This is a genomic window from Lysobacter sp. CC-YZS074, assembly GCF_056739745.1.
Genome location: NZ_CP200301.1, coordinates 1313074 through 1326083 on the forward strand (window position 1 = coordinate 1313074; position 13010 = coordinate 1326083).

The 13010-nt window shown below is 68.0% G+C and carries 12 protein-coding genes and 1 tRNA gene; 6 read left to right on the forward strand and 7 right to left on the reverse strand.

Features of this window, described 5'->3' with window-relative positions; translation table 11 throughout:
• The first annotated feature begins 227 nt into the window (after nt 1-227).
• Nucleotides 228-512, forward strand: a complete 285-nt coding sequence (locus U8331_RS05910) for a hypothetical protein (protein ID WP_481132675.1) — start codon at nt 228-230, stop codon at nt 510-512.
• 7 nt (nt 513-519) lie between these two features.
• On the opposite strand, the gene U8331_RS05915 is transcribed toward U8331_RS05910, so the two are convergent.
• From U8331_RS05915 to rnk, 7 genes are all read right to left on the reverse strand, one after another.
• Nucleotides 520-708 (reverse strand): hypothetical protein, encoded by a 189-nt coding sequence (locus U8331_RS05915; protein WP_481132676.1) that lies wholly within the window; start codon nt 706-708, stop codon nt 520-522.
• A complete protein-coding gene (locus U8331_RS05920) occupies nt 705-1859 on the reverse strand; it encodes a PepSY-associated TM helix domain-containing protein (protein ID WP_481132677.1) in 1155 nt (384 codons plus the stop codon). Before U8331_RS05920 ends, U8331_RS05915 begins: the two co-directional genes overlap by 4 nt.
• Nucleotides 1860-1880: 21 nt before the next feature.
• Nucleotides 1881-3977 carry a TonB-dependent siderophore receptor gene (locus tag U8331_RS05925; protein ID WP_481132678.1) on the reverse strand — a complete coding sequence of 699 codons (2097 nt, stop codon included), beginning with the start codon at nt 3975-3977 and terminating at the stop codon, nt 1881-1883.
• Nucleotides 3978-4088: 111 nt separating this feature from the next.
• Entirely contained in the window at nt 4089-4502 is a 414-nt protein-coding gene (locus tag U8331_RS05930; RefSeq protein ID WP_481132679.1) for a hypothetical protein, read from the reverse strand.
• A gap of 112 nt (nt 4503-4614) precedes the next feature.
• A complete protein-coding gene (locus U8331_RS05935) occupies nt 4615-5085 on the reverse strand; it encodes a hypothetical protein (protein WP_481132680.1) in 471 nt (156 codons plus the stop codon).
• A 180-nt stretch (nt 5086-5265) separates the two neighbouring features.
• On the reverse strand, nt 5266-7509 hold the full coding sequence (parC, locus tag U8331_RS05940; RefSeq protein ID WP_481132681.1) for a DNA topoisomerase IV subunit A: 2244 nt from the start codon (nt 7507-7509) through the stop codon (nt 5266-5268).
• Between the two features lie 30 nt (nt 7510-7539).
• Nucleotides 7540-7956 carry a nucleoside diphosphate kinase regulator gene (rnk, locus tag U8331_RS05945; protein ID WP_481132682.1) on the reverse strand — a complete coding sequence of 139 codons (417 nt, stop codon included), beginning with the start codon at nt 7954-7956 and terminating at the stop codon, nt 7540-7542.
• A gap of 235 nt (nt 7957-8191) precedes the next feature.
• Here rnk and U8331_RS05950 point away from each other — a divergent pair.
• The 5 genes from U8331_RS05950 (at nt 8192) to U8331_RS05970 (ending at nt 13006) form a co-directional block, all read left to right on the forward strand.
• Nucleotides 8192-8278 (forward strand) — tRNA-Leu (locus U8331_RS05950).
• 135 nt (nt 8279-8413) lie between these two features.
• Nucleotides 8414-10885, forward strand: coding sequence for a ribonuclease R (gene rnr / locus U8331_RS05955; protein WP_481132683.1), 2472 nt, complete (start codon nt 8414-8416; stop codon nt 10883-10885).
• A gap of 508 nt (nt 10886-11393) precedes the next feature.
• Nucleotides 11394-12140 (forward strand): 23S rRNA (guanosine(2251)-2'-O)-methyltransferase RlmB, encoded by a 747-nt coding sequence (gene rlmB, locus U8331_RS05960; RefSeq protein ID WP_481132684.1) that lies wholly within the window; start codon nt 11394-11396, stop codon nt 12138-12140.
• Between the two features lie 105 nt (nt 12141-12245).
• Complete coding sequence (locus U8331_RS05965) at nt 12246-12446, forward strand: CBU_0592 family membrane protein (protein WP_481132685.1); 201 nt, start codon at nt 12246-12248, stop codon at nt 12444-12446.
• An 86-nt stretch (nt 12447-12532) separates the two neighbouring features.
• On the forward strand, nt 12533-13006 hold the full coding sequence (locus U8331_RS05970) for a DUF421 domain-containing protein (RefSeq protein WP_481132686.1): 474 nt from the start codon (nt 12533-12535) through the stop codon (nt 13004-13006).
• Nucleotides 13007-13010: the final 4 nt, after the last annotated feature.

Here is a 13010-nt window from a genome sequence, read left to right on the forward strand (position 1 = left end):
GCCTCCGCGACCGTGCATGCTTCCAGCTGCAGGCGCGCGGCCTCGGCCAGCTCCCGTGCGGGTGGCGGGGTCGCGCGAAAACCGGTGACCGGCGGCCCGGTCACGCGAGCGCTTCCCTGAATCTTTCATGTGTCCGTTTGCAGCAGCCACCCGATCGGCGCGAGCATGGCCTGGCAGGGGGCTGCAGCTTCAGGGGACAACGCGAAATGTCCGGGCACGTCCAACACGTGGCACCTCCCAGCTTTGTCGACTTCGATCGCGAGCTGCATTACTGGCGTTCCCATTACCGCCAGTCCGCCTTTTACCGGGAGGGTCTGGCCTACGAGGATTTCGAGCCGGCGGTCATGTTGGGGATCAACGTGTTCCTGCATGACCACGGCCGGCCCTTCGAAGACCAGTGCGACCAGCTCGACAGTGTCTACCGCCGCACACGCGGCACCAGCCGACTGGACTGGGATGACGGCAAGCCCGCCGCTGCCGCGGCATGGCAGCGGTGCATGACGGGCGGGTAGGCGGTCCCTATCTTCCGCGATCGCGCCGCAACCAGGCCCGCCCCGCCAACGTGACCAGCGTGGCGAAGGTCAGCCACGAAAGCGCGTCCCACGGGCCATCACCGACGAGTGCACTGACCAGCCCGACGATACTGGCCAGGGTGATCCATCCCGGCACGACATAGGGCCCGCGCGAGGCTCCGGACGGGCGCGTCATGCACGGACTCCATCGACGCTCTCGCCGGCGGCGATGCGATCGAGTTCCCGGATGCGTGCTTCGGCGTTGCCGCGCCTGAACCAGAGATACAGGCCACTCACCAGCACCATGATCGTGAGCAGGTCCAGCAGCCCCCACAGGATCTTGAGCGGCATTGCACCGTAGTCACCGAAGTGCAGCGGTTGTGACAGCAGCAGCACGGTCATGTAGGTCGGCAGTTGCGGCCGTGCGGTCAGCTCGCCGGTTTCGGCGTCGATCAGCACGGGCCGGTAGAGCCGCTCGGTCAGCGGTGTGCTGCCGTGCATGAACACGCCGTAGTGGTGGTCGCCGCTGTAGCCGGTGCCGGGAAAGCTGACGAAGGCCGGCGTCATGCCGGGCTCCGCCGCGCGGGCGGTGGCGACCGCGGCGTCGAGCGAGGCGAGTCGCGCCGGGCGTGGACGTCCTTCGTAGCGCGCCGCGAACTCGCCGAGCTGCTCGGCCTGCCACGCCTGTTCCAGGGGGCCGGCGAGGGTGTTGATCGCGCCGGTGATGCCGACTACGAAGGCCCAGCCGAGCGTCACGATGCCGAGCACGTTGTGCAGGTCCAGCCAAGCGAGCCGGCGGCTGCGCCCCGTGCGCAGGGTGCCGAACCGCAGTTTGCGCATGAACGGCCCGTACAGCACCAGCCCCGACACGATCGCCACGGCGAACAGCAGCGCCATCGCACCGAGGAACAACATGCCCGGCAGACCGACGAACACGTCCGTGTGCAGCCGGTACAGGAAGTACATGACGCCCTCGTTGAACTGCGGGGCCGGCAGCACCTCGCCGGTGTAGCCGTGCATGATGGCGGTGTGCATCTCCGCCGGCGGCGTGTCCGGCCGCGCGCCGGTGTTGACGTAGACACTTGGCGAGTGGTCGTCCCAGCCGAGGAACAGCGGCACGTCGCCGGGATACTCGGCGAGCGCGATTCGTACCAGTTCGTCGAGGTCGGCCGGCTGCGCGCCGGGGGCTGCCGGCGCCGCCTCCGGGTCGGCGCCCGTGAGGTGTGCGATCTCCTCGCCGAACACCAGCGGCAGGCCGGTCACGCACAGCATCAACAGGAACAGCGTGCACACCAGGCTGGTCCACTTGTGGACCAGGAACCAGGCTTTCAGGGTGTCACGTTGCATGGCGGCCTCGACGGGTCACGATCAGAAGCGGTAGGTGACCGTGCCGGTCACGGTCCGTTTGTTGCCACTGAAGCAGTCGCCGAAGGTGCGGCAGGGCGCGAAATATTCCTTGTCCAGCAGGTTGGTCACGTTGAGCGCGAACGTCCACGCCGGCAGCTCCAGCTCGAGCAGTGCGTCGGCCAGTGTGTAGCTCTGTGTGCGCAGGGTGCCGGCCGCACCGGTGGACACGGTGGATCCGACGTACCGCCCGCCGAGGCCGGCGCGCAAGCGGAGATCGCCGCCGAGATCGAAGCCCTTCGACACCCACATGGAACCCAGGTCCTGCGGCGTGTCATTCAAACGCTGGCCGACCTCCGGCGCGTAGTTGCTGCGGGTGACTTCGGCTTCGTTGTGGCTGTAGCTGGCGGTCACGGTGAAGTCGCCGTCGAACGCGTAGGCGCCTTCCAGTTCGACACCCTTCGACTCGATCTCGCCGGTCTGCACGACGTTGAGCACGTTGTCGGGATCGTTGGTCTGCCGATTGGTCTCGGTGATGCGGTAGACCGCTGCGCCGACCAGCGCATTGCGGACCGGCTGCCACTTCACGCCGGTCTCGACCTGGTGCCCGCGCATCGGCTCGAACGCGCGGCCGTACAGGTCCTGGCCGGCCACCGGCAGGAACGACTCGGAGTAGCTGACGTACGGCGACACGTTGTCCCACAGTTCGCCGATCAGGCCGATGCGGTAGGTGGTGGCGTTGTCGGTCTTGTCGGCGAGGCCCTCGGTTTCGGTGCGGGCGTGGTCACGGCGGGCACCCACCACCAGCGAGAAGCGGTCGGCGTAGCGGATCTGGTCCTGCACGTACACGCCGGTCTGGGTGGTGCGCTGGTCGGGCAGGCGCTGCCACTCGGGAATGACCACGCCGGTGGACACCGGGTCGTAGATGTCGATGGGCGTCGCCATGCCGGAGAAGGTCCACGATTCCTCCCGGAAGTCGGTGTAGTCCACGCCGGCCAGCAGCAGGTGCCGGAAGGCGCCGGTGGCGAAGTCGAACTGCAGCGAGTTGTCCGCGCTCAGGATGCGGTGGTTGGGCCGGACGCCGTAGGACAGACGGTTGAGCACGCGATCGTCTTCGTCGATGAAGGGATCTTCCGGGTTGGTGTAGGTGTCCGGGAACAGCTCGCGGAATTCGGTCTCGCCATCGATGTAGCGCAGGTTCGAACGCCAGGTGACCACGTCGTTGAAGGCGTGGTCGAACAGCATCGTGGCGCTGGCCATGCGGGTATCGAGCTTGTCGAACTCCTTGTCGCCGAGGAATGTCGAGGGGTCGAGCCGGCGGCCGGGAGGGGCGTTCAGGGTTGCCGCGACCGGCAGGAACTGCTGGCTGGAGCCGGTCTGGTCACGCTGGTAACTCGCCAGCACGGTGAGGGTGCTGCGCTCGCCGCGCCACGTCAGCGACGGCGCAATGTAGAGGCGATCGTCCTCGAGTTCGTCGGTCTGCATGCCCGAGTCGCGCAGCACCCCGACCAGCCGGCCGGCGATGTTGCCCGCCCCGCCAAGGGTGCCGGCAATGTCGCCCTGCAACTGCCTGCGGTCGAAGTTGCCTACCTGCAGGCCGATCTCGCCGAAATCGCGGAAGCTCGGCCGCTTGCTCATCGCATTGATGATGCCGCCCGTGGCACCCGCGCCGTACAGCACCGACGAGGGGCCCCGCAGCACTTCCACCCGCTCCAGGCCGTAGACCTCCGGCCGTGCCATCGGGCTGAAGCCGTAGATCCGGCGCATGCCGTCGAGGTACTGCACCGGATCCAGCCCGCGGATCGTGCTGCCGTCGCCGCGGGTGTCCAGGCCCCAGGCCTCGGCAGTGACGCCGGCGCTGTATCGCAGCGTTTCCTGCAGGTTGCGCGCGCCGCGATCGGTGAACAGCGCCGAGGTGACCACGCTGACCGCCTGGGGTGTTTCGGTCAGCGGGGTGTCGGTCTTGGTAGCGGTCGTAGCGCGCTCGGCCACCACGGTGACGGCATCGAGCGTGAGGGCGTCATCGGTGCTTTGTGCCTGGGCGATGGCGGACGTCAGCAGGGTGGGGGCCATGACAGACAACAGCAGGCCATTGCGGCGGCGGCACTTGGAACCGGACATCGGGTCGCTTCCCCTGGGAGTGAGGGGGCGAATTATGGGAACCGATGTCAGTTAATGCAAATGATTCTCATATCCGAGCGCGCCGGCGGGATGTCCAGAGGCTGGGCGCCCCTATTCGAGAACGTAAGAGTCTCCGGTCCAGATGATCGTCTCGAATTCGCCGCACTCCATGCACTTGTACCAACGGATCCCGTCTTTGTCCGCGAGCAGCGCACTGAATCCGGCGGTGCCGACGTGCTGGAAGTGTTGAACCACCCTTCCGTTCTTCACCACCGCGACAAAGCGCCCGGTGTTTCCCGATTTCGCCTCGAACACACCTACGAAGAAGCTCTCCGGAACTCCGTCGTTGTCTTGGTCGGCAAGCAACGAGAACGACAGCCCCGAATCCTGGAACCGGTTCAACTGGTCTGCCGACACGCGTCCGGCAAGAAGACGGGTAGCCAGGACCATCGCCGCCTTCCAGTTCGGTTCAATCCGGTCCACGGCGATGCCGTGGATGGAAGTCGATGCCGGTTCGAAATCCATCCCGTACCACCACGCAGCAGCCGGAGCATCCTGAACGTCCGGCAGTGGGGCGGCGCTCCGGCATGAGGCGCACAGGAGTACCGCAACCAGGAGGAACCAACGTGTCATCCGCTTACCAGTCCACATGCCAGTGCCGACCTCCTGCTGCATGGGGTTCGCGCAGAACGGCGGCGCCCAGGGCCCGTATGCGTGCTTCTATCGCATCCAGCTGCTGATGGCTGCCGATCGGCCAGCTGATGTCGCGAGCGGTGTTGGAAAGATGGTTGGACACCAGGGCCCCGCGGGCCCGGGCCTGCTCGATCAGTACTTTGAACGCATCTACCGTGGCCTGCTCCGTTGCGGACGGATGGCGAAGGAACCATCGGTCCATTTCGGAAATGTGCTGCGTCGGACGGTAGGTGCGTAGGAACTCAAGCCGATTGGCGCGGATCCGCTGCGCCATGAGTTCTGCCTGTCGCCGTGTAGTGCGAGCCCTGCCGGTGATCCGTATCCCCGCTCTCGGGAACTCTTGCTGGATGACCAATATGAGCTGGTCGATATTTGCCGGACGCAACTGGGGCCTGTCGTAGGCAGCTGCCTGCATATTTCCCCCTCCTTGGGCGAACTTCCGATGTCGTGTCCGCGGCGTGCATGGTGTTTCTTCCCATGACGCGCGGTGACTCGGGCGAAAGTAGCACACGCATCTGGACGAGCGCGGGCAATGCCCCGGATTCCGCGCCGGTCCAGTGCCAGCGCTGCTGCCAGTAGCCCGGGTGTGCCGGCTTTACTCGACCGCCAACCCTTCGACCTTCTGCCAGCCCCGCGGCAGCAGCCCGCCGCGCGTCGCCCGAGCGCCGACGTAACCGTCGAGGTCCTTCCACGACAGGGTCATCGTGCGCGCGCCGGACTTCACCGACAGCGTGCCGCCCGGCGGGACCACCGCCACCGCGACCACCCGCTCGGTGCCGAGCTTGGCCTTGGGGATGTCGATCAGCTTGTTGCCCTTGCCCTTGTCGAGCTCCGGCAGCTCGGCCACCGGGAACGCCAGCAGGTGGCCGGCGCTGGTGGCGACCACCACGCGGTCCTGCCCGACATCGCCGACCTGTGCCGGCTGCACCACCTTGGCGTTGGGCGTCAGCGACAGCATCGCCTTGCCGGCCTTGTTGCGGCTGGTGAGGTTCTCGAAGCGGGTCACAAAGCCGTAGCCGTGGCTGGACGCGAGCACGAAGCGGGTGTCGTTGTCGCCGCTGGCAACGGCCTGGAACGACGCGCCCGGCGCCGGCGAAAAGCGTCCGGTCAGCGGCTCGCCGTTGCCACGCGCGGACGGCAGGCTGTGAACGATGGTCGAATAGCTGCGGCCGGTGGAGTCGAGGAACGCCACCTGCTGGTTGCTGCGTGCGCGGGCGAAGGCCTGCAACTCGTCGCCCTCGCGGTAGTTGAGCGCGGCGGCGTCGACGTCGAAACCCTTCGCCGCGCGCACCCAGCCCTTCTCGCTGACCACCACGGTCATCGGCTCGCTCGGCGCCAGGTCGGTTTCCGACAGCGCCTGCGCGGCGCCACGGGCGACCAGCGGCGAGCGGCGGGCGTCGCCGAACTTCTTCGCATCGGCCAGCAACTCGTCCTTGATCAGCTTGCGCAGCTTCGCCTTGCTGCCCAGCGTCGCGATCAGCTTCTCGCGCTCGGCGGCCAGGTCGGCCTGCTCGCCGCGGATCTTCATTTCCTCCAGCCGTGCCAGCTGCCGCAGCCGGGTTTCGAGGATGTAGTCGGTCTGCTCCTCGCTGAGCCCGAAGCGCTTCATCAGGACGGCCTTGGGCTCGTCCTCGGTGCGGATGATGCGGATCACCTCGTCGAGGTTGAGGAAGGCGACCAGCAGGCCTTCCAGCAGGTGCAGGCGGCGCTCGACCTTCTCCAGCCGGTGGGTCAGGCGGCGGGTCACGGTGTCGGCGCGGAACTGCAGCCATTCCGACAGGAACGCCTTCAGGCTCTTCACCTGCGGACGGCCGTCGAGGCCGATCACGTTGAAGTTGACCCGGAAGCTTTTCTCCAGGTCCGTGGTGGCGAACAGGTGGCCCATCAGCTGGTCGATGTCGACCCGGTTGCTGCGCGGGACCAGCACGATGCGGGTCGGGTTGGCGTGGTCGGACTCGTCGCGGATGTCCTCCAGCCACGGCAGCTTCTTGGCCCGCATCTGGGTGGCGATCTGCTCGATCACCTTGCTCGGCGAGACCTGGTGGGGCAGCGCGGTGACGACGATGTTGGTGCCGTCCTTTTCGAACACCGCGCGCGCACGGACGCTGCCGTTGCCGCTTTCGTACATCGACACCAAGTCGGCGCGCGGGGTGATGATCTCCGCCTCGGTCGGGTAGTCGGGGCCGAGCACGTGCTCGCACAGGTCGCGGGTGGTCGCGTCGGGGTCGTCGAGCAGGCGCACGCAGGCGCTGACGACCTCGTTGAGGTTGTGCGGCGGCACGTCGGTGGCCATGCCGACGGCGATGCCGGTGGTGCCGTTGAGCAGCAGGTGCGGCAGCCGCGCCGGCATCCAGGACGGCTCCTCGAGGGTACCGTCGAAGTTCGGGTCCCAGTCCACGGTGCCGTGGGCGAGTTCGCCCAGCAGGACCTCGGCGATCGGGGTCAGCTTGGACTCGGTGTAGCGCATGGCCGCGAACGACTTCGGGTCGTCCGAAGAGCCGAAGTTGCCCTGGCCCTCGATCAGCGGATACCGGTACGAGAACGGCTGGGCCATCAGCACCATCGCCTCGTAGCAGGCGCTGTCGCCGTGCGGGTGGAACTTGCCGATGACGTCGCCGACGGTGCGCGCGGACTTCTTGGGCTTGCTCGCGGCGTTGAGGCCGAGCTCGCTCATCGAGTAGATGATGCGGCGCTGCACCGGCTTGAGCCCGTCGCCGAGGAACGGCAGGGCGCGGTCCAGCACCACGTACATCGAGTAGTCGAGGTAGGCGCGCTCGGCGTACTCGCGCAGGGGGATCTGTTCGAAACCGTGGAAGGTCGGACGTACGGATTCAGTCATGCGGGCGGTTCGATCCTGGGCGGCCGGAGTTCAGCGGTGCAGTTCGCCGGAGGCCTCGGGCTGGTAGGCGATCGACAGCACCTGCAGCTGCACGGTGCGTCCGCCCGGGACGGGCCACTCGATGGTGTCGCCCACGCGCAGGCCGAGCAGGGCGCTGCCGACCGGCGCCAGGATCGAGACCCGGTCCGGCTGGCCGTTGACGTCGCGCGGGTAGACCAGGGTCAGCTCGCGCTCCTGGCCCTCGTCGCCGCCGTCCAGCACACGGAAGCGGGCGGTGGAGTTCATCGTGATGACGTCGGCCGGCATCTGCGCCGGCTCGAGGATCTGCGCGCGTGCCAGCTCGGCCTCCAGCGCGGAGGTGTCGAGGGCGGCACTGCCCGGGGCTTCGAGCAGCGCTTCGAGACGTTCGCAATCCAGGCGCGAAACGAGAATGGCGGGGGCGGTCATGCTGGGCTCCAATGCATGCGGGCGACGCAAGATGCGCCGCCCGCGACTGTCATGGAGTCTACTCCAGACCACGGCCGAGGCCCATCGGGATGCCGATGCCGCGCACCGGTGGGATGGAGCCGGGCCGTGGCGGCCGTCCGCGGGCGCGGTCCGGCGGGATTCTGTGAAAGGAGTGTTGACATCGCCGTGGCCGACCGCCAATATGCGCGGCCCGCACAGCAAGAACGTGCGGTTTGCCCAGGTGGCGGAATTGGTAGACGCACTAGCTTCAGGTGCTAGCGGGGGCAACTCCGTGGAGGTTCGAGTCCTCTCCTGGGCACCAAACACCGTTCGGTGACTACCGCGCCGGACACACGAAGAACCCCGCCCCGGCGGGGTTTTTTGTTGCGTGCGTGGCGGGGTTTTCCGCGCGTGTGGCCGCACGGGGCGTTGACAGGTGGCGTGTACCATCGCGTCGATGAACAAGCCCCCCAGCAAGCGTGGCGCGAAGGCCCGCAAGTCGCCCGGCACGGCCGGTGGTTCCAGGGCCGGAGCCTCCCAGGGGCCGGCCTCGCGCAACGGTGGTGCCAAGGCCGCTGGCGGCCGTGGCAAGGCGGCCGGCAAGAAGCCCGGCTGGCTCCCCGAACCGCCGCCGCGAGGTGCCCGCAAGCCGTCGCTCGCCCCGATCCACGGTGATGCGAAATCCGGCAAGGGCGGCCTGCACGACCCCTACGCCGACCGCGAGGCTGCCCGTTACGAGCAGCCGATCGCCAGCCGCGAAATGATCCTGCAGCTGCTGTCCGCGGCTGATGGCCCGATCGAGGCCGAGGCGCTGGCGGAGAAGCTCGGCCTGGCCGAGCCGGACCGCTTCGACGCACTGACGGCGCGCCTGCGGGCCATGGTCCGCGACGGCCAGCTGCTGCAGAACCGCCGCGGCGGCTTCGTGCCGGCCGAGCAGGTCGACCTCGTCGCCGGCAGCGTCATCGCCAACCCCGACGGGTTCGGCTTCCTGCGCCCCGATGCCGGCGGCGACGACCTGTTCCTGCCGCCGTACGAGATGCGCAAGGTCATGCACGGCGACCGCGTGCTGGCCAGCATCACCGGCATGGACCGGCGCGGCCGCCAGGAGGGCGCGATCGTCGAGGTGCTGGAGCGCCGGCTGAGCCGGATGATCGGCCGCTACATCCTCGAGGACGGCGTCAGCTACGTGGAGCCGGACGACCGGCGGATCCAGCGCAACGTGCTGATTCCGCCGGAGTGCCGCGGTGATGCGCAGGCCGGCCAGCTGGTCGTGTGTGAACTGACCCGCGCCCCCGACGCGCGCCGCCCGCCGATGGGCAAGGTGCTGACCGTGCTCGGCGAGCGCCTGACTGCGTCGCTGGCCGTGCAGGCAGCGATCCACGGCCACGACATCCCGCACGAATTCCCGCAGGCGGTGCTCGACCAGGCCGCCGCGGTCCCGCTGGACGTGCCGGAGGAAGACGCGCGCGAGCGCGTCGACATCCGCGACCTGCCGCTGGTCACGATCGACGGCGAGGACGCCAAGGACTTCGATGATGCGGTCTGGTGCGAGCCGAACCGCGAGGGCTTCCGGCTGGTGGTCGCGATCGCCGACGTGTCGCATTACGTCCGTCCGGGTACGCCGCTCGATGACGAGGCGCAGAAGCGCGCCACCTCGGTGTACTTCCCCGGTTTCGTGGTGCCGATGTTGCCGGAGACGCTGTCCAACGGCATCTGCTCGCTCAAGCCGAAGGTCGACCGCCTGTGCTTCGTCTGCGACATGCAGATCGACCGCAAGGGCGAGGTGACCGCGTCGAAGTTCTACGAAGCGGTCATGCATTCGCACGCGCGGCTGACCTACACCCAGGTCTGGAACGCGGTCGGCGACGATGCCACGGAGGAGGACCGCGAGGATGCGCTCGGCCGGATCGGCGGACTGCTGCCCCAGGTGCAGCGCCTGCACCAGCTCTACCAGGTGCTGGCGAAGGCGCGTGCCAAGCGCGGCGCGATCGAGTTCGAATCCAGCGAGGTGCGTTTTGTCCTCGGGCCGAAGGGCGAGGTCACCCAGGCCGGGATGATCCTGCGCAACGACGCGCACAAGCTGATCGAGGAATGCATGATCGCCGCCAACGTGGAGGCGGCGAAGTTCCTGATCGACGCCGAGGTGCCGGCGCCGTACCGCATCCACGATAGGCCGCCGGAGCAGAAGTACGCGGACCTGCTGGAGTTCCTCAAGGAGTTCAGGCTGCGCATGCCGCCGTGGGGGAAGGTGCAGCCGCGCGACTTCACCAATCTGCTCAGGACGATCCGCGAGCGCGCCGATTCCACGCTGATCGAGTCGGTGCTGCTGCGCAGCCAGAGCCTGGCCGTGTACCAGCCGGAGAACGTCGGTCACTTCGGCCTGGCGCTGGAGGCGTACGCGCACTTCACCTCACCGATCCGCCGCTATCCGGACCTGCTGGTGCACCGGGCGATCAAGCACGCGTTGAGCGGCAAGCGGCCGGAGAAGTTCAAGTATTCGCCAAGCGACATGGCGCAGCTGGCGCTGCAATGCTCGGAGCGCTCACGCCGGGCGGAGGAGGCCGAGCGCGAGGTCGACGAGCGTTACCGCGCGGCGTGGATGGAACAGCACGTCGGCGGTGAGTTCGATGGGGTGATCAGCGGGGTGACGAGCTTCGGGTTGTTCGTGGAGCTGGATCAGTCGAAGGTCAACGGGCTGATCCACGTGACGCAGTTGCCGCACGATTTCTACCACTTCGATCCGATCCGGAAGACGCTCACGGGCGAGCGCCATGGGCGGGAGTTCCGGCTGGGCGACCGGGTGAGCATCGTGGTGATGAAGGCCAGTGTGGAGGAGCGCAAGATCGACTTCCGGCTGGTGGAAGAACGCGGGGTCAAGCCGTTGCCTGAGCGTGGGAAGCCGGCGAAGCGGGTGAAACAGAAGTATTGAACTGGTTTGCTGCGGCGGGGCTGGCGGGACAATCGACAGCAACAGCAACGGCAACGGCAACGGCAACGGCGGTGCTGCGGGGTGGCGCGCTGCCTGAGCCGCGTGGCGGGGGTGTTGTCTCCACCCCTCGGTCGGGGCGTCCCTGCCCCGACTCGGGGCCGCAGGCCATCCATGGCCTGCTTTCCGCAACACCCCCGCCACACGGCTCACGCGGGTGTGTTGCGATGGGTGACCGCGAGAAGGAACCGGGCAGGGTTTGCTGTGCTCCTGTGCTTCCGTGCCCCCCGGTGCTCTCGTGCTCCCGTGCGCACTGCGTCTTTGTAGGAGCGGCTTCAGCCGCGATCGGATAATCGGTCCCCTCAGCGGTGCCAGATTGCGATGGACCGCGCCACCGTGCCCCGCGCGCCGCTCCAACCGAAGCCCGCGCCCCCACCGCTTTTGCTTGCAACCACAGCGCCCAACGGACGGTCCCCTACAATGGCGGCCCGTCCGCACACCCCACGCCCCCATGAGCCAGAAGCAATGGATCGCCGGCATCAATGCCGTCGCCGCCGCGGTCGAGCACGATGCCGACAACGTCCGGGAGGTCTTGATCGAAGCAGGGGCGAAGAATCCGCGCCTGGCCGAGATCGAGTCCTCCGCGCGCCGGGTCGGCATCGATGTCCGACGGGTCGCCACGCAGGCGATCGACGGTGTGGTCGGCAACCTGCGCCACCAAGGCGTGGTCGCCCGCTATGCGGCGGCGAAGACCTGGAACGAGAATGAACTCAAGGACCTCGTCGAGGCCGCGGAAGGCCGCGCGCTGGTGCTCCTGCTCGATGGCGTGCAGGACCCGCACAACCTGGGAGCGTGCCTGCGCAGCGCGGCCGCGGCCGGGGTGACGGCGGTGGTGATCCCGAAAGACAAGTCGGTGCAGGTCAACGCGACCGTGCGCAAGACCTCCGCCGGCGCGGCCGACAGCATCCCGGTGGTGCCGGTCACCAACCTCGCCCGGACCATGCGCGACCTGCAGCAGCTCGGCGTGTGGCTGTACGGCCTGGCTGGCGAGGCGGACGCGTCGCTGTATGCGCTGGACCTGCGCGGCAACGTCGGCCTGGTACTCGGCGGCGAGGGCGACGGCCTGCGCCGGCTGACCCGCGAGAACTGCGACCAGCTCGTGCGGATCCCGATGCCGGGCGAGGGGGTGGAGAGCCTCAACGTCTCGGTGGCCGCGGGCGTCACCCTGTTCGAGGCGGTGCGCCAGCGGCAGGGCTGACGGTGGCGCCTGCACCCCCGGATCTCGAGGAGCACGCATGAACCTCCAGTGGTACGACTGGATCGGCGTCGCCGGCACCCTGATGGTGCTCGGGGCGTTCTTCGGTTGCAATCCGGGCGCCTTGCGGGCGACGGCATCGTCTACCAGCTGCTCAACCTGCTTGGCGCCGCCGGCGTGCTGGTGTCGCTGGTGGGCGAGTTCAACCTGTCGGTGTTCCTGCTGGAGGTGGCGTGGGTGGCCGTCAGCGCGTACGGCATCGTGCGATCGCTGCGGGCACGACGGAGCGGCGCGACGCGCCAAGGCTGAGTCCGGGCCGCGGCGTCGGCTTCACGTCCCTGCGGATATGAATAGCCAGCGGCCCGAGCCGCGTTCGCACGAACCGGAAGGCCACCGTGAATGCTTTTGAACTGTCGGCGCCGCTCATGGACTTTGTTGTCCGCGGCACCATCATCTATTTCGTGGTGGTGATCGCCATTCGCCTGCTGCCCAAGCGGGAGATCGGCTCCCATTCGCCTTCGGACATGCTGGCGCTGGTGATGATGGGTGCGCTGGTTGCCGACGGCATGTCGATCGGGTCCGAGGAGCCGGTCGACTTCCTGGTGCTCGCCGCCGTCGTTCTGGCCTGGGACTGGGTGGTGAACGCGCTGGAGTTCCGCTTCCCGATCATCGCGCGGCTGACGGCGGAAGCACCGGTGGTGATCGTCCGCAATGGCCGCCTGCTGCATCGCGCGATGCGCCACGAGCTGATCACCGAGGACGAGATCCTCGCCTGCTTGCGCAAGAACGGGCTCGCGCGAATCGAGGAGGTGGCGCTCGCCACCGTCGAAAAGACGGGCGAGATCAGCGTGGTGCCGAAGGATCGATGACGCC

Bases quoted from the DNA above. Each gene is read 5' to 3' on its own strand.
- U8331_RS05915 (WP_481132676.1), bottom strand. From the start codon at position 708: ATGACGCGCCCGTCCGGAGCCTCGCGCGGGCCCTATGTCGTGCCGGGA.
- U8331_RS05920 (WP_481132677.1), bottom strand. From the start codon at position 1,859: ATGCAACGTGACACCCTGAAAGCCTGGTTCCTGGTCCACAAGTGGACC.
- U8331_RS05925 (WP_481132678.1), bottom strand. From the start codon at position 3,977: ATGTCCGGTTCCAAGTGCCGCCGCCGCAATGGCCTGCTGTTGTCTGTC.
- U8331_RS05930 (WP_481132679.1), bottom strand. From the start codon at position 4,502: ATGGATTTCGAACCGGCATCGACTTCCATCCACGGCATCGCCGTGGAC.
- U8331_RS05935 (WP_481132680.1), bottom strand. From the start codon at position 5,085: ATGCAGGCAGCTGCCTACGACAGGCCCCAGTTGCGTCCGGCAAATATC.
- parC (WP_481132681.1), bottom strand. From the start codon at position 7,509: ATGACTGAATCCGTACGTCCGACCTTCCACGGTTTCGAACAGATCCCC.
- rnk (WP_481132682.1), bottom strand. From the start codon at position 7,956: ATGACCGCCCCCGCCATTCTCGTTTCGCGCCTGGATTGCGAACGTCTC.
- rnr (WP_481132683.1), top strand. From the start codon at position 8,414: ATGAACAAGCCCCCCAGCAAGCGTGGCGCGAAGGCCCGCAAGTCGCCC.
- rlmB (WP_481132684.1), top strand. From the start codon at position 11,394: ATGAGCCAGAAGCAATGGATCGCCGGCATCAATGCCGTCGCCGCCGCG.